We start from the raw sequence: 16603 nt of genomic DNA on the forward strand, positions 1-16603 counted from the left end.
AACATGAGATGCGAAGTGCAAGCATGAAGATCCTGTGCGCCAACTGGCAAGCCGCCGACGACGCCGAACTAGAGCGCGAGACCTATCCCGACGTCGAACTCATTCTCGCGCGGTCGACCAACGACAAGGCCGCCGCGCTCGATCCGGCCGTCTGCGAAGCGGTCGATGCCGTGATCAATTACTCGCCGACGCATAATGTCGCCGCCGCGCCAACAGCTTTTCCAAAGGCACGGATCGCGGTGCGCTCCGGCGTCGGCTTCGACAACATCGATACGGCAGGCTGGGGTGCGCGCAAGATTCCGGCCTGCAACGTACCCGACTATGGCACCACGGAGGTCGCCGACCATGCCATCGCCTTGATGCTGGCGCTGACTCGCGGTACCTCCGCCTATGGCGCCGAGCTTTCCGGCAACGGCGCGGAAGGCTGGCATTTCGCCAAGGGACCGCTGGTGCGCAGGCACAAGGGCGCGACCTTCGGCATTGTCGGACTCGGCCGCATCGGGCTTGCCGCTGCCCGCCGCGCCGCCGCTTTCGACATGAAGGTGGTGTTCTACGATCCGCATCTCTTGTCGGGCGTCGACCTTTCGACCGGCTACGAGCGCGTTCATTCGCTGGCCGAATTGATGCAACGGTCCGACGTGGTCAGCGTCCATACGCCGCTGAGTGATGACACGCGCAAGCTGCTCGGCGTCGCCGCCTTCGCCGCCGCCAAACCCGGCCTGGTTCTGGTCAACACCGCGCGCGGTCCGATCGTCGATCTCGACGCGCTTGAAGCCGCAATGCGCGCGGGCACCGTCGCCGGCGCCGGGCTGGACGTGCTGCCGAACGAACCGGGCGATCTTGACCATCCATTGCTGGTGGCGTGGCGCGCCGGCGAGCCGTGGATCGCCAATCGGCTGATCGTTACTCCGCACGCCGCTTTCTATAGCCCGGCGTCCATGCGTGATCTCCGACTCAAATCGATCGAAGTGGTGCACGCCTATCTCGCCGAGGGCCGGCTCACCAACTGCGTCAATGCCGAGTACCTGAAATGAATATAGCGGTCGGCCAAACCCGGCGTCTGGCGGTGTCGCCTTATGCGCGCCGCCTGGCACGCGAGCGTGCCCTGCCGCTGGAAGCTCTGCGCGGCAGCGGACCGGACGGCCGTATCCTGGCGGCCGATGTGCTCGCCTTCGTGCCGGCAGCCGCGCCTGCAAATGCGCCTGATGTCGCGAAAGCTGCCGGCATTGCGATCGCCGCGCACCGCATCGCCGCTTTCGCCGCGTCGCTCGCGCTCGGCGCGGTGCGCGACTTGCTGGCGGCGCTGGCGAGTGCGGGGAAAACGTTCGACATCGACGACATCGTGCTGCGCGCGGTAGGCCGTGCGTTCGCTGAGAATCCTGTCGTGGGCTCTGGCGCGTGGGTGGCGCTGGAACTCGGCGGCCGCCAAATGGCGTGCCCCACAAATTCGGAGATGCCGATGACATTGCTGCGCGCGTCGCGGCTTGAGGCCTTGGATCGCGGCAGCGACGACGCAGAAAAGCCGGCCTTGCTGTCCCTTCGTTTGCTGCCTGCAGGCGATATCCGGCCCATGATGATGGCTCTGCTGCCAGGCCGTGCCATGCGTCTGGCCGTCACCGTCGACGGGGTAGGCGGCCATGCCGAATGCCTGCTCGCCACGGATGCGGACAGCATTGATGAGGCGGCCGCGATCGCGTGGCTCTCCTCCCTGAAGTCCGCCATCGAAAGCCCGCTTCGCCTCTTCGTTTGAGGCGATTGATCCGCCAGCACCAGCTTGTTCCTCGGTCGGTGTCGCACCACGGACCCCGTAGCTACTTTTGAGCGGCATGCGATAGCCTCGCGCCGAGGAAGCTATTATAAAAGCTTCGACAGCAGCGCGACGAGGCACATGGATCACTCCGTCCCTACCATCGACAGTCTCCCCAGACGTACACTCGGCCGCGCCAACGGGCCGCTTTATCGCCAGCTCGCCGACATCTTGCGCGAGCCGATCGGCAACGGCACTTTTCCCGTTGGAGGGGAACTGCCGAAGGAGGCAACCATAGCCGAGCACTTCGGCGTCAGCCTGATTACTGTTCGCCAGGCCTTGCGCGATCTCGAGGCCGACGGCCTGATCAGGAAACGCTCGGCGAAGCCGGCGGTTGTCACGGCACGCAGCCCCTCCGTCAATCTCAGCTGGAAATTCAAGAATTTCGCCGACATGGCGGCCTTCACCAAGGACGCGCAGCTGACGGTGAAATCCTACCGCAAGGAACTTTCCCCCGTGCTGCAGCGCCATTTCGGCATGGGCAAGGAAGAGGCCGGCTACTGCCTGCGCAGCGTGCTGTCGATCGGCGAACAGCGCAAGGCGCAGATCACCACCTACTTCCCACCCGACATCGGCGCCAGGATGAAGCGCGAAGACTTTTCCGACGTGCTGATCTTCCGCTCGGTGCAGAAGCATCTCGGCCTGCGCCTCGACGTGGCGCATGTCACCATACGCGCCGAAATCGCCGACGAGGCGGTTGCCGCCGATCTCGGCATCATGCTGGGCGGCCCGGTGCTGACAGTGGAGATGCTTTATCAGTCGGCCGACCAGCGCAGCATCGAATTCTCCGTCGCCCGCCATCCCGCCGACATCTTCAGCATAACCTACGACGCGCCAAACGACCTGTCCTGATCCGGGCGGCAGGCACTGGCGTGCGCCGATTTCCTTGGCACAGTCATGGACAACCTTATAAAATTATAATAGCATCATAGCTAAGGTGACGGCTCCGCGGAGGACCACGGTCGAGTGGATGCGACGCCTCATCTGACGCTGAGCATTTGTCCGGTGCAAACAGCCCAAGGTGCGCAGCGGATCCGGGGTGGGCGGCATGCACGGGGAGAAGGTCTGTCGGTAGAGGGTCTCGAAGGTAGTTGAGAGCCAGAGGCGTTCGCGCGGCAGACACCAAACATGGGAGGAGGAAATCATGAAAGCAGGCGCAGTCTTTGCCGGGCTTGCGGCGATCGCGACGGCTTTGCTGTCGATCGGTCCCGCACCCGCCAACGCACAGAACAAGAAGCCCTACACCATCTATCTCTCAAACAATTTCGTCGGCAATGATTGGCGCCAGCAGATGCTGCGCAGCGCCGACATCGCGGTCAAGAAGCCGCCGCTTGCCGGTCGCGTCGACCTCAAGGTCGAGGTGGTCGAGACGACTGTTCAAGCACAGATCAATTCCCTCAATAACATCATTCGTAACAAGCCTGACGCCATTGTCATCGACGCGGGCTCCGGCGAGGCCCTTAACCCGACTATTCAGAAGGCCTGCGATGCCGGCATTGTAATCGTCGCTTTCGATCAGATCGTCAGCGCGCCATGCGCCTATACGATGGAGTCCGACTGGGGCCGGGCGCCGCGCGTCGAGGCCGAATGGCTTGTCAAGAAGCTCGGCGGCAAGGGCAAGATCCTTGTCGACCGCGGGCTTGCCGGGGCTCCCATCTCCGCCCAGCTGCAGGGCGGTTTCGAGGAAGTCATCAAGAAATATCCCGGCATTGAAGTGGTCGGCTATTTCAACGGCGACTATGCACTGGGACCGGAGCAGGCCGGCGTTGCCAGCCTGCTGGCGGCGCACCCGCAAGTCGACGCCGTCTTCGTCCAGGGCTACGGCGCCGGCGCGATCAAGGCGCTGCAGGATGCCGGGCGTCCGATCGTTCCCGTCACCGGCAGTCCTTTCAACCTGACAACGACGACCTGTGCTCAGACCGAGGGCGCGCAATGCATACTTGCTCCGAACCCTGCCTATCTGTCGGCTGAAGCCTTAAAGCTTGCGGTGGAGATCCTCGACGGCAAGAAGCCGGCTGAAAAGAAGATATTGCTGCGCAATGCCTTCCTCACCACCGATCCGGTCCCGTCGGAATTGTATCCCGATGCGACCATGCAGAAGATAGAGGTCGGTAAGAATGCCTTTCCGGATATGGCACCGGGCCTGTTTCTTCCGGCCAGCCCGGATTGGGTTGACATAACCCCGGCCGAGGCCGCCGGCTCGAAATGACGATGCCTTCCGGTAGACGAAAAATTGTCCATCCAGGCCTTTCCAACGCGCCTTGGCTCAAAATTGACAAGGGCTATTGGTACCGGTATCAATTTACATGCAGCACCCGTCAAAATGGCGAAGTCCATCACCGGCTGATGCAGGAAACACGAAGGAGGAGACCATGAATTTCAAGACAGTCTGCGCCGGATTGGCAGCGCTAGCCATCTCCGCAATCACCGTCGGCACAGCACCGAGCCACGCAGAGGACAAGAAGCCCTACACCATCTATCTCTCGAACAATTTCGTCGGCAATGACTGGCGCCAGCAGATGGAACGCGTCGCCACCGTGTCGGTCAGCAAGGGGCCGCTGAAGGGTCGGGTCGACCTCAAGATCGAGAACGTCGAGAACACCGTCCAGGCGCAGATCAACTCGCTGAACAACATCATCCGGCAGAAGCCGGATGCCATCCTGGTCGACGCCGGTTCGGATTCGGCACTGAACCCGACCATCAAGAAGGCCTGCGACGCGGGCATTGTCGTCATCAGCTTCGACCAGGTCGTCACCGAGCCCTGCGCGTTCGCAGTCGCCTCCGACTGGGACCGCATCCCTTCCGTCATGGCCGAGTGGATGGCCAAGCAACTCGGCGGCAAGGGCAACATAATCCTCGACCGCGGTCTTGCCGGTGCGCCGATCTCGGCGCAGTTGCAGCAGGGTTATGAGAAAGTGCTGGCCAAATACCCGGATATCAAGGTCGTCGGCTATTACAACGGCAACTACGCTCTCGGGCCCGAACAGTCGGGCGTGGCGGCGCTGCTGGCCGCCAACCCGAAGATCGATGGCATCATGACGCAGGGCTACGGCTCGGGCGCCATCCAGGCGTTGAAAGATGCCGGCCGACCGATCGTTCCGGTCGTCGGCTTCTCCTACAATGTCGCCGCCGTCACCTGCGCGCAAACGCAGGGCGCGAAATGCATACTGGGGTCGAACCCGGCTTATCTGTCTTCGGAAGCGATCAAGCTGGCGGTCGAGATTCTTGATACCGGCAAGAAGCCGGCTGACCGGTCCGTTTCCGTGAAGGGTGATTTCGTCACCACCGATCCCTTCGAATCTCAGCTTTATCCCGGCACAAAGATGATCAAGATCGCGGTCGGCGAAAATGCCTTCCCCGACCAGGCGCCTGGCCTGACCTTGCCGATCACGCCCGACTGGGTAGAGATCACCGCCGCGGAAGCCGCCGGCAGCAAGTAAGATTTGAACACGACATTGGCTCCCGGCATCGCAAGATGTCGGGAGAGCTTTTCGAAGGCACATTCATGGATCTCGTCACCGTCAACGGCCTGTCCAAACGCTATGGCGGCATCGTCGCGCTCAGCGAAGCGACATTCAGCGCCAGCGCCGGCGAGGTGCATGCGCTGCTCGGCGAGAACGGCGCCGGCAAGAGCACCTTTATCCAAATCCTGTCGGGTGCGGTCCAGCATGATGGTGGCTCGATCCTGGTGGAAGGACAGGATTATCGCACCGCAAATCCGGATGCAGCGCAAGCACGCGGCATCGCCGCCGTGTTCCAGGAATTGTCTCTGATCCCCGATCTCACCGTCGAGCAGAACATCTGGTTCCGTCATGAACCAAAGACGTTGCTGCGCACCGTCAACCGCGCGGAGATGCGTCGCAAGACGCTGGCGCTGCTCGACAAATACAATTTCCCGACGCTGCGTCCTGACCAGGAACTGCGGCGGCTGACCTTGGCCGAGCGGCAGATCGTCGAGATCGCCAAGGGTTTGGCAAAGGACCCCCGCATCCTGATCCTAGACGAGGCGACGTCGGCGCTGCCAGCGCGGGAGGCGGAGTGGCTGCTCAAGCTGACCCGGCAGCTGGCTGCCGAAGGCAGGCTGGTCATCTTCATCTCGCATCGCATGGCCGAGGTGCGCGCCATTGCCGACCGGCTGACCATCTTCCGCAATGGCAGCACCATCGCCGTGCACGAGGCGAATGCCGTCTCTGACAATGAAATCGTCACCCAGATGATCGGCCGCCACCTCGACCGGCTCTATCCCGAGCGCATCGCCACGGCGACCGATCGCATCGCGCTGAGCGTCAAGGAGTTTTCCAGCGGCAGCCGGCTTTCGGGTGTCGACTTTGCCCTGCGCGAGGGCGAGGTGCTCGGTGTCGGCGGCCTGCAGGGCCATGGCCAGCGCGAACTGTTCCAGTCGCTGTTTGGCGCCACCAAGGCCAGCGGCACCATTGAACTGTGGGGCAAGCCGGTGTCCATCAACAATCCACGCCAGGCGTTGACGGGCAGGGACGGCATCGCCCTGGTGCCGGAGGACCGGCGCGGGCAGGGCCTGCTGCTGACCAAGAGCGTGCGCGAGAACCTGACCCTGTCGGTCATCGGGCGCTTCACCGAGCACGGCCTGCTGAGCCGGCGAAAGGAAGCGGACCTGGTCAAGGAAATGGTCGACTTCCTGCGCATCAAGGCGGGTACGCCTGAGCAGCTCGCCGGCACGCTGTCCGGCGGCAACCAGCAGAAGGTGATCTTCGGCAAGATGCTGCTGACGCAGGCGCGCGTGCTGCTGCTCTACGATCCGACACGCGGCGTCGATGTCGGCACGAAGGGCGAAATCTTCCAGCTGATGCGGGAACTGGCGGCCAAGGGCTACGCCATCCTGTTCCATTCCAGCGACATGCCGGAACTGGTCCATGTCGCCGACCGCGTGCTGGTGATGCGCAACGGACGTGTGGCCGCGACCCTTGAAGGCGACCGGATTTCGGAGGCGGATATCCTGCGCGCCGCCATGCTCGAGAGCGAGGCTGCCTGAGCATGGCAATGTCCGTCGCGGAAAGATCGGTCGAGACGAAAATGCAGCCGCCTGGCATCGATTGGCGCGGCCGCGTGCTGGACCGCGCGCCGTTCCTGGTCGCCTGCCTGATGCTGGCGCTTATTGTCGCCATCTACGGCAGCCTGCAGTCCGGCGTCTTCACGTTGGACGAGATCAATCTGGATACGGCGGCGGCGATGACGCTGATGCTGGCGGCGACAGGGCAGACCATCGTTCTGGTGCGCGGCGGCATTGATCTGTCGATCGGCGGCATGATCAGCCTCGGCACTGTCATCGCGGCGACGCGCTTCACCGACGATCCGTCGACCACGGCACTGTGGATGGTCATCATCCTGGCGCTCGGGTTCCTCATCGGCGCGTTCAACGGCCTGTTGATTTCGCTGCTCAAGCTGCAGCCCTTCCTGGTGACGCTGGCGACCTGGTCTATCCTCAACGGCATCGCCATGATCATCCTTCCGACCGACGGTGGCAGCATTCCCGGCTGGTGGGTCGGATTTGCCTCGGCGCAACTGTTCGGCCTGACCAGCCCTGTCTGGATGCTGCTGGCGCTGCTGATGTTCTGGTGGTGGTTCCGCGCGACCGGCGTCGGGCTTACCATCCAGGCGACCGGATCCAATGAGAAATCCGCCTTCCTGTCGGGCGTCTCGATCACCCGCGTCAATCTCGTCACCTACGGCCTGTCGGGCCTGTTCGCGGCGGGTGCGGCGCTGTTCCTGGTGACGCAGACCGGGGCGGGTTCGCCGACCATCGGAAAGGATTACATCCTGCCTTCGGTAGCGGCGGCTGTCATCGGTGGAGTCAGCCTGTTCGGCGGCCGCGGGCACCTCGCCGGCACGCTGATCGGCGCCTTCGTGCTGACCCTGATCGGCAATCTCGTCTTCGTTCTGCACGTGTCGAGCTATTGGCAGCCGGTCGCGTCGGGCGTCATCCTGCTGCTTTCGGTGCTGGCCAGTTCCGTCGCCGAGAAGGCCGCAAGGAACCGTGTCCAATGAGCGCCTTTCTCGCCCGTAACCGGCTCATCGTGCTGGCCTATGCCGGCATGGTCGTGCTGCTCCTGGTCACGGCGCTGTTTTCGCCGGGCTTCCTCTCCATCTCCAACATGCGCTCGACCGTGGTGCTGGCCGCCTTCGTCGGCATCGTGGCCCTCGGCCAGACTGTCGTCATCATCGGCGGCGGCATCGACCTGTCGGTCCCCTGGGTGCTGAATTCCGCGGCCATCGTTATGGCTCTTCTGTGTGGCGGCCAGGACCTGCCGCTGGTGTGGGTCATGCCGCTGCTGCTCGCCGGCGGAGCCCTCATCGGCCTGGTCAACGGCGTCGGCGTCGCCCAGTTCGGCGTGCCGCCGATCATCATGACATTAGCGACCAACGTCATCCTGCAAGGCCTCATCCTGGTGCTGACCGGCGGCTCGCCGACGCCCTCGGCGCCGGCCCTGATCCAGTTCCTGTCGGTCGGGCGCATCGGCGGCTTTCCCGTCATTGCATTGATATGGCTGGCATTGACCCTCGCGGCGACGTTGCTGCTCTCCAAGGCGGCGTTCGGACGTCACCTCTACGCGCTCGGCACCAGCGCGACGGTCGCCGAGTTCTCCGGCGTGCCGACGGCGCGCACCACCATACTGACCTATGTCATATCGGGACTGACCGCCGCTTTCGCCGGCATGCTTCTGACCGGCTATTCCGGCCAGGCCTATCTCGGCATGGGCGACGCCTATCTCTTCACGTCGATCGCTGCCGTCGCCATCGGCGGCGCGTCGATCCTCGGCGGCAGCGGCCACTATCTCGGCACCGTGGCCGGCGCCATGGTGCTGACGATCCTCACCGGACTTCTTCCGGCCCTCAATCTGTCGAGCGGTGCGCTGCTCGTTGTCTATGGCGCGGTGATCCTGCTCACCGTTTCGATCGGCAGCGAAACATTTTCCGGCCTAGGCGGCAAGCTGCGCGGAAAGGCGAACTGAGCATGGTTGAAATCACCTGTGTCGTCGATGCCAGAGCCGAGCTCGGAGAAGGCACTCTTTGGGATCCGCGGGCCGGGGTGCTCTGGTGGATCGACATCTGGAAGAAGCTGATCCATCGCTACGATCCAGCGACCGGCAAGGACGAAGTTTTCGAGGCTCCGGAATATCTTGGCTGCCTCGGCCTGCGCGAGAAGGGCGGCCTGGTGCTGACCATGGCCGACGGCTTCCATTTCTTCGACCCGGCGACCGGCAAATTCGAGGCGATCGTCGATCCGGAAGCGGATATGCCCAACACTCGCTTCAACGATGGCAAGCCAGACAGGCAAGGCCGGTTCTGGTCGGGCTCGATGTTCGAGGTGGCGGGCCAGCCGATTGAATTCATCGGCGCGCTCTACCGGCTCGATCCCGACCTGTCGGTCCACAAGATGATCGACGGCATCGGCTGTTCCAACGGCCTGGCATGGAGCCCGGATTCGAAGACCATGTATTTCTCCGATAGTCATGCGGGCGCCGTCTGGGCCTATGATTTCGACCCCGTCCGCGGCGACATCGAGAACCGCCGCACCTTTATCGACATGACGGTGACGGGCGGCGTCGCCGACGGCGCGACTGTCGATGCCGAAGGCTGTTACTGGGTCACCATCCCGGTCACCGGCAAGGTCTGTCGCTACGACCCGGACGGCCGGTTGATGCAGACAGTGGTGCTGCCGACCGATCTGCCGACCTGCTGCGAATTCGGCGGCAAGGACCTCGACATCCTCTATGTCACCTCGGCCGTGCTCAAGCGCCCGGACGCTCACTTCTCCGGCCAGCAAAATCCGGGCGGATTGTTCGCGCTCGACGTCGGCGTCAAGGGCCTTCCCCTACCGCCTTTCAAAGGCTGACGGGAGTCCGCAACTGAAAGCAATGACGACAGCGCGATGCCGGCCAAATGCATGGCAACGCAGCATTGATATTTTCGCCTATTGTCTTTGATCCACGGTTCCTTGTCCCGGGTGGCGGTCTTTCGCGCCGAAGGAACCGGCTGTGTAAGGTTGGGTAATCTGCTGCGCACCTGCCTGCGCCCGTAACGCGCGCAAGGCCGTAACCGCCCCGAATGTGGCCCCATTTCCCCAATTGACAGAATCAGCCTCAGCCTGGTCTTCGCCGGTCGGTCCCTCGGCATCAAACAGGTCGACGACCCATATCTGGCTGGCCAGCTCCATGAATCATGATTTGGCATATTTCGATGTGAGACATGCAAGCTCGAACTACTCCAAAACCCTTCGGCCAAAAGTGTTACCTATGTCTCAGGTATGAACCGTAACCCCTGTGTCTGGAACGGACCGCCGGTCGATGGCTGGGGCGCCAAGATCCTAGTTCGTCATTTCTTCCATAATTATCAAGCAAGAACAGGGACATAGCACAGTCGATGTGACGTTGTCTAAAGCAGCTGTAGCAGCAATCTGGTACTCGGTATGAGGCCATCAAAAACCAATTGACAACAAACGGTGCATTGTGAAACGGTGAGAACGTTCTCAGAGAACGTTCTCACCGCAGCTGCGGCCTTACCTTGGGAGGAGGTATGAGCATCGACGAGACCGGACCAGCCCTGCGCATCGACAGGATCGCGAAATCCTACGGTCCGACCGTGGCGCTCGATTCTGTTTCCATCGACATGCGCCCGGGCGAGGTCCACGCGCTCCTGGGCGAGAACGGTGCCGGCAAGTCGACGCTGGTAAAGATCCTCAGCGGCGTGGTGAAGCCGGACAGCGGATCGATGTCGATTCTGGGGGCTTCCTACACTCCGCACGGCATTGTCGATGCGCGCACTCAAGGGGTGGCGACGGCTTTCCAGGAACTCAGCCTCCTGCCCAATCTTAGCATTGCCGAGAATCTGCTGCTGCCGAAAATGCCGAAGGGGATGCTGGGCCTGCATTCGCATCGCACAGCCAGGGCTTCCGCCGACAGGATCCTCAAGGAATACGGTCTCGCGCATTTTGATCCCACCACGCCGGTCGGCGTGCTCTCGCTGTCGGATCGCCAGCGGCTCGAAATCGTCCGCGCCTTTACCCATGCCGCGAAACTGCTGATCCTCGATGAGCCGACCGCAGCTCTCGCCGACGTCGAATGGCTTTTCGGGCTCGTGCGCCGGCAAAAGTCCCTGCGGACCGCCATCCTCTACATTTCTCATCGGCTCGGCGAAGTGCGCACCTTGTGCTCGCGCGCTACCATCCTGCGCAACGGGCGCAGCATCGGCACCGTCGAGCTTTCGGGCGCTTCGGACGCGAATATCTTCGAGATGATGGTCGGCCGCAGCGCGCGCGAAACGACCAACGCCCTGCCGGCTGCCGGGGACGCGGCGCCCATAGCGCTCGCCGTCAAGGGGCTTTCGGGCGGCATCTTGAGCAACGTGTCGTTCAATGTCAGGCAGGGCGAGATCGTTGGCATCGCCGCGCTCGAAGGCCAAGGTCAGCGAGACCTGTTCAGGACGCTGATCGGACTTACCAAGGTCAAGGGCGGAAGCGTCGAGATCGACGGCGTGCGCGCCGAGATAGGCAGTCCGGGCGCCGCGCTCCGGACCGGCAACGGCCTCGCCTTCCTGCCGGAGGACCGCAAGTCGGAAGGCATCCTGGCCGGCCTCACCACGGCCAGCAACATGGTGCTTCCCATCATCTCTCGCATCGCGCGGGGCGGCGTCGTCTGGCCGGCCGGCGAGCGTCGCGCCGCGCGCGAGACGGCAGCGGTGGTCGACCTCCAGGAACGCTATCTGCACTTCAAGATCGACGAATTGTCGGGCGGCAACCAGCAGAAGGCGCTGCTGGCGCGCGTCATCATGACCGGCGCCCGCACGCTGCTGCTCTTCGATCCGACGCGTGGCGTCGATGTCGGAACCAAGCAGTCGATCTACGAGGCGATCCGTAAATTCGCCGCCGACGGCGGCTCCGTGCTCTTCTATTCGTCCGAACTGCCGGAACTCGTCCACCTCGCACATCGCTGCCTCGTGCTCTATGGCGGCCGTATCTTCGCCGAATACGAGGCCGGCGCCATAGACGAGCAGACGATCGTCGGCGCGCTTATCGGCCATGCCCGGGGGGCGGACGTTGTGGTGGCCGCATGAGCGCGATCGCGGCAAATCCGGCGCCTCGCCGCTCGCGTCCGTGGCGCGCCGTCGTCAGCGGCACCGGCATCGTGGCGCTGATCTACGTGCTGCTCTATGCGCTCTACGCTTTCTGGCAGCCCGATGCGCTATCGGTCTACACATTCACCGACCTCGTCAACAATTCGACTCCGCTGGCGCTCGCGGCGGCGGGCGAGACGCTGGTGGTCATCAGCCGCGGCTTCGACCTGTCCGTCGCGGGCGTCGTGTCGCTGACCAACGTGCTGATGGCCGTCTATCCGCTCGACGGGCCGGGTGGCGCGCTGATCAGCCTGTTGATGTGCTGCGCGATCGGCGCGTTGGTCGGGTTGATCAACGGCATCCTGGTCGCGAAACTCGGGCTCCAGACCATCGCCGCGACGCTGGGCACCATGATCGTCTGCCAGGGGCTGGCGCTCGTCATTCTGGATGCGCCAGGCGGCATGGTCGCCGACTTCGTCACCTATACCTTGACCGACACGCTGTTCGGCGTTGTTCCGATCGCCGGCTTGTTCCTGGTCGCGGCCATTGTGCTCTGGCTGGCCTTCCGGCGCACCAACACCGGCATCGGTCTTTATGCGATCGGCGCCGACGAGCAGTCGGCCCGTTTCTCAGGCGTGGCCGTATCCCGCGTTCGCATCGCTGCCTTCGTCGGCGCCGGCATCCTCTACGGCGTCGCCGGCTTCATGCTGAGTGCCCAGACCGCGACCGGCAACCCGACGGCGGGCACGCCCTTCCTGATGCTCACCTTCGCCGCCGTGGCGCTCGGCGGAACGCCGCTCAGCGGCGGCCGCGGCAGCCTTGTCGGCTCGATCCTCGGCGCCGGCACGCTCATGCTGCTGCAGAAGGTGCTCTTCTCGGGTGGCGTGTCCTCTTTCTACACCGGCATCTTCCAGGGCTTCGTCCTGGTGCTCGCGATCGTCTTCGGCAACGCGGTGGCGCGCCTGCTCAGGAAGGACGAAGTCCGGTGAACGCACACAAGGACATAAAGATGCCATTCGAGGCCTCTTCCGACCGGCGCGGCAGACAGAAGCTCGACCGGGAAACCGTAAACACGCTTCTCGTGTTCGGATTGAGCATCGTTCTGATTGTGTGCTCGCGCTTCATCAGCCCCGCGCTCGGGTCCTGGAGCCAGGTGCTGACAGTGCTGATCCTTGCCTCATTCCTGGTCATCATGTCGTTCGGGCAGGGGCTGGTCATCCTGATCGGCGGGCTGGATCTATCAATCCCCGCCCTCATCACGCTCGGCGGTGTCCTGACCACGACCTGGATAGGCACGGCTGACACAGGCGTCTGGTATATGCTGCCGGCCATCCTCGTCATATGTGCCCTTGTTGGCGCGGTGAGCGGCATCGGCATCGTGTGGTTGAAGGTGCCGCCCTTCATCATGACGATGGCGACGTCGATTGTCGTCGCCTCGGTGGCGCTCGGCTACACAAGCGGCACGCCGCGCGGCGGCTCGCCATCGGCTTTGCTGTGGCTGATGAAGTCGTGGTTCCTCGGCGTGCCGGTGGTCATCTACTTCACCCTTGCCTTCATCCTGTTAGGCTGGCTCCTGCAAAATTTCACCGCGCTTGGACGCCGGCTTCGAGCACTGGGCACCAACCGGAACGCGGCACTTATCGCCGGTGTCAGCGTCAACCGGCTCGAACTCGTACCCTACGCGATCAGCGCTGCCTGCGCCGGCTTCGTCGGCATGATGCTGGTCGGCTATTCGAACGGCGCTACGCTCAGGATGGGCGACAGTTATATGCTGCCTTCGATCGCTGCCGTCGTGATCGGCGGCTCCTCCATCCTCGGCGGCAGCGGCACCTTCATAGGTACGGTCGGCGGCGCGATCCTTCTGACAACGCTAGGCACGATGATCTCGGCCATCGGGCTCAGCGAAGGGTGGCGGACCATTATCGAGGGCGCGATCATTGTCGGGGCTTTGCTGGTGCTGCGGGGGGAGTTCCTGACCCACATCGGAAATCGGATGCTGACGCGAGGAAAATGACCCAGCGCCAGCATGCACCAATTGTCTTTTGTCCAATTGTGAGAACGTTCTCACAAGCTCTGGTCCGGCACCTGCAGGGGCCAAATTCCAAAGGGAGGTTGATGTAATGAACTTATTGAAAAGACTGGGACTGGCGGCGTCGTTGACGCTTGCCACAACCGCGGGTGTCGCGACGGTCATCGACCACGCCCACGCGCAGGACAAGAAACTAAAGGTCTATCTGTCGCTGAGCTATAGCGGCAATTCGTGGCAGTCCGAGGCCGCCAACATCGTCAAGGCACTGGCGCAGACGCCTCCCTATGACAAGACGGTGGAATTGAAGGAGGTCATCTCGGGCACCGATCCGCAGGCGCAGATCTCTGCCTATGAAAGCATGATCCAGGATGGCGCCGACGGCATCATCAGCTTCCCGATTTCGTCGACGGCGCTGAACCGCACCATCCATCGCGGCTGCCAGAAGGGCGTGCTCTTCTTCATGTATGACGCGACGGTGACCGAACCCTGCGCCTATAATGTCAGCTACATCACCGCCGGTTTCGGCGAGAACAGCGCCCAGGCGCTGGTCAATATCCTTGGCGGTAAGGGAAACATCTTCCTCAGCCGTGGCGTTCCGGGCAACTCGGTGGACAAGCGCCATACCGACGGCGCGATGCACATCTTCAAGCAGTATCCCGGCATCAAGGTGGTGGCGGAATATTACTCATACTGGGATGACCGCACCACGCAACAGGAGACGGCCAAGGCGCTTGCCGCGCATCCGGACGTCGACGGCATCTGGGCCCAGGCCGGCGAATACGGCGCCATCCAGGCACAGCTCGACAAGGGTAACAAGCTGGTGCCGATGACCGGCGAGAACTCCGACGGCTTCCGCCTCGGCTTGGCCGATCCAAAGATGCAGGGCATGGGCCTCAAGGGCGTCTCGGCCGGTTCGCCGCCCGCAACCTCCGGCTATGCGTTCAAGCTCATGATGGAGATCCTGACGAAGAAGCGCGAATTGAAGCCGATGAACGTCGAGTACCCGTTGCCGTGGGTGCCCGCTGATCAGGTCAAGCCCTGCAAGGGCGATACTTTTGCAGATGGCTGTAACGTGTTCCCGTCCGACAAGGTGCCTTCATCCTTCGTCACCGAAGTCTTCAATCCTGAGCTCCTGCCGGAACTGTCGCTACAGTCGGCGCTGGAAGGCAAGCCGACGCCCGGAGCGTCGATCCAGCCCCTGCCGGCGGATGTAAAGCATGCGCCCGACGCGCCCGGCATCAACTGCTCGTCCTGCAAGGCGCCGGCCGACGAATACAAGCTCACCAAGATCGAGCCGACAGTTAAGCCCTGACGATCTGCAATGCGCCAGATGGACGGCATCAAGCCGTCCATCCCACCAAGACAAGGATGAGAAAATGCCGACCTTTCTGAAGCGGGGCAGGGATCCCGAGGCTGTTGCCCAGGGCGACGCGGTTGTTCGCACGACCGTCGAGACGATCCTTGCCGATATCGAGAAGCGGGGTGACGCCGCCCTCCGGGAACTGTCCGAACGTTTCGACAAATGGTCGCCGCCAAGCTTTCGGCTGAGTGACAGCGATATTGAAGAGGCCATTTCCAAAGTCTCGCAGAGGGATTTGGAGGATATCCGTTTCGCCCAGGCGCAGGTCCGCAACTTCGCGGAGAAGCAGCGCGCCTGTCTGCAGGATCTCGAAGTGGAAACGCTGCCGGGCGTCGTCCTGGGCCACAAGAACATTCCCGTTGAAACAGTCGGCTGCTACGTGCCGGGCGGCAAATATCCGATGGTCGCCTCCGCGCATATGAGCGTGGTCACGGCAAGGGTGGCCGGCGTGAAGAAGATCATTGCCTGCGCGCCGCCATTCCAGGGCGGGCCGCATCCGGCGATCGTCGCCGCCATGCATATGGGCGGGGCCGATGAGATCTATGTCCTGGGCGGTATTCAGGCCGTCGGCGCCATGGCTCTCGGAACCGAGACCATCGGGCGCGTCGACATGCTTGTCGGTCCCGGCAACGCTTTCGTCGCCGAGGCCAAGCGCCAACTCTACGGTCGCATCGGCATCGACCTGTTCGCCGGCCCGACCGAAACGCTGGTGATCGCCGACGAGAGCGTCGACGGCGAGATCTGCGCGACGGACTTGCTCGGCCAGGCCGAGCACGGCCCGACAAGCCCGGCGGTGCTTCTGACAAATTCCGAAAAGCTGGCGCGCGACACCATGGCTGAGATCGAGCGGCAGCTGAAGACCCTGCCGACGGCTGAGCTCGCTGCCAAGGCCTGGGCCGACTATGGTGAAGTGATCGTGTGCGATTCCTACGAGGAGATGGTCGCGGAAGCCGATCGGATCGCCTCGGAACACGTGCAGGTGATGACCCGCGATCCCGACTACTTCCTGACCAACATGCGCAACTATGGCGCGCTGTTCCTGGGACCGCGTACCAATGTCGCCTATGGCGACAAGGTCATCGGCACCAACCACACCCTGCCGACCAAGAAGGCGGCCCGCTACACCGGAGGTTTGTGGGTTGGCAAGTTCATCAAGACCTGTACCTATCAGCGCGTCCTCACCGACGAAGCGAGCGCCATGATCGGGGAATACTGTTCGCGCCTGTGTGTCCTTGAAGGGTTCTACGGGCATGCCGAGCAGGCGAACATCCGGGTCCGCCGCTACGGAGGCCGCAACGAGGCCTAGGGCATCGCGCAAACG

Annotated in this window: 14 protein-coding genes; all 14 read left to right on the top strand. The window is 63.0% G+C overall.

Annotated elements, in window-relative coordinates; genetic code table 11:
* Positions 1 to 8 precede the first annotated feature (8 nt).
* Positions 9 to 1034: a C-terminal binding protein gene (locus LB513_RS02885; protein WP_224661958.1), complete on the top strand. Its 1026-nt coding sequence runs from the start codon at positions 9 to 11 to the stop codon at positions 1032 to 1034.
* Positions 1031 to 1750 (top strand): E3 binding domain-containing protein, encoded by a 720-nt coding sequence (locus LB513_RS02890; protein WP_224661959.1) that lies wholly within the window; start codon positions 1031 to 1033, stop codon positions 1748 to 1750. The genes LB513_RS02885 and LB513_RS02890 overlap by 4 nt, the downstream gene beginning before the upstream one ends.
* Positions 1751 to 1888: 138 nt before the next feature.
* Positions 1889 to 2659, top strand: coding sequence for a GntR family transcriptional regulator (locus tag LB513_RS02895; protein WP_224661960.1), 771 nt, complete (start codon positions 1889 to 1891; stop codon positions 2657 to 2659).
* A gap of 292 nt (positions 2660 to 2951) precedes the next feature.
* A complete protein-coding gene (locus tag LB513_RS02900; RefSeq protein WP_224661961.1) occupies positions 2952 to 4016 on the top strand; it encodes a sugar ABC transporter substrate-binding protein in 1065 nt (354 codons plus the stop codon).
* Positions 4017 to 4179: 163 nt separating this feature from the next.
* On the top strand, positions 4180 to 5247 hold the full coding sequence (locus LB513_RS02905) for a substrate-binding domain-containing protein (RefSeq protein WP_224661962.1): 1068 nt from the start codon (positions 4180 to 4182) through the stop codon (positions 5245 to 5247).
* A 35-nt stretch (positions 5248 to 5282) separates the two neighbouring features.
* Positions 5283 to 6815 (top strand): sugar ABC transporter ATP-binding protein, encoded by a 1533-nt coding sequence (locus tag LB513_RS02910; RefSeq protein ID WP_224661963.1) that lies wholly within the window; start codon positions 5283 to 5285, stop codon positions 6813 to 6815.
* Positions 6816 to 6817: 2 nt separating this feature from the next.
* Positions 6818 to 7828: an ABC transporter permease gene (locus tag LB513_RS02915; RefSeq protein WP_224661964.1), complete on the top strand. Its 1011-nt coding sequence runs from the start codon at positions 6818 to 6820 to the stop codon at positions 7826 to 7828.
* Positions 7825 to 8793: an ABC transporter permease gene (locus tag LB513_RS02920; protein WP_224661965.1), complete on the top strand. Its 969-nt coding sequence runs from the start codon at positions 7825 to 7827 to the stop codon at positions 8791 to 8793. The genes LB513_RS02915 and LB513_RS02920 overlap by 4 nt, the downstream gene beginning before the upstream one ends.
* Positions 8794 to 8795: 2 nt before the next feature.
* Positions 8796 to 9677: an SMP-30/gluconolactonase/LRE family protein gene (locus LB513_RS02925; protein ID WP_224661966.1), complete on the top strand. Its 882-nt coding sequence runs from the start codon at positions 8796 to 8798 to the stop codon at positions 9675 to 9677.
* Positions 9678 to 10357: 680 nt separating this feature from the next.
* On the top strand, positions 10358 to 11893 hold the full coding sequence (locus tag LB513_RS02930) for a sugar ABC transporter ATP-binding protein (RefSeq protein WP_224661967.1): 1536 nt from the start codon (positions 10358 to 10360) through the stop codon (positions 11891 to 11893).
* Positions 11890 to 12882 carry an ABC transporter permease gene (locus tag LB513_RS02935; protein WP_224661968.1) on the top strand — a complete coding sequence of 331 codons (993 nt, stop codon included), beginning with the start codon at positions 11890 to 11892 and terminating at the stop codon, positions 12880 to 12882. The genes LB513_RS02930 and LB513_RS02935 overlap by 4 nt, the downstream gene beginning before the upstream one ends.
* On the top strand, positions 12879 to 13907 hold the full coding sequence (locus tag LB513_RS02940; protein WP_224661969.1) for an ABC transporter permease: 1029 nt from the start codon (positions 12879 to 12881) through the stop codon (positions 13905 to 13907). The genes LB513_RS02935 and LB513_RS02940 overlap by 4 nt, the downstream gene beginning before the upstream one ends.
* A 106-nt stretch (positions 13908 to 14013) precedes the next feature.
* Positions 14014 to 15234: a sugar ABC transporter substrate-binding protein gene (locus LB513_RS02945; RefSeq protein ID WP_224661970.1), complete on the top strand. Its 1221-nt coding sequence runs from the start codon at positions 14014 to 14016 to the stop codon at positions 15232 to 15234.
* A gap of 64 nt (positions 15235 to 15298) precedes the next feature.
* Positions 15299 to 16588, top strand: a complete 1290-nt coding sequence (hisD, locus tag LB513_RS02950) for a histidinol dehydrogenase (protein WP_224661971.1) — start codon at positions 15299 to 15301, stop codon at positions 16586 to 16588.
* The last annotated feature ends 15 nt before the right edge of the window (positions 16589 to 16603 follow it).

This window comes from Mesorhizobium sp. ES1-1, from assembly GCF_020164785.1.
Taxonomy (GTDB): Bacteria; Pseudomonadota; Alphaproteobacteria; order Rhizobiales; family Rhizobiaceae; genus Mesorhizobium.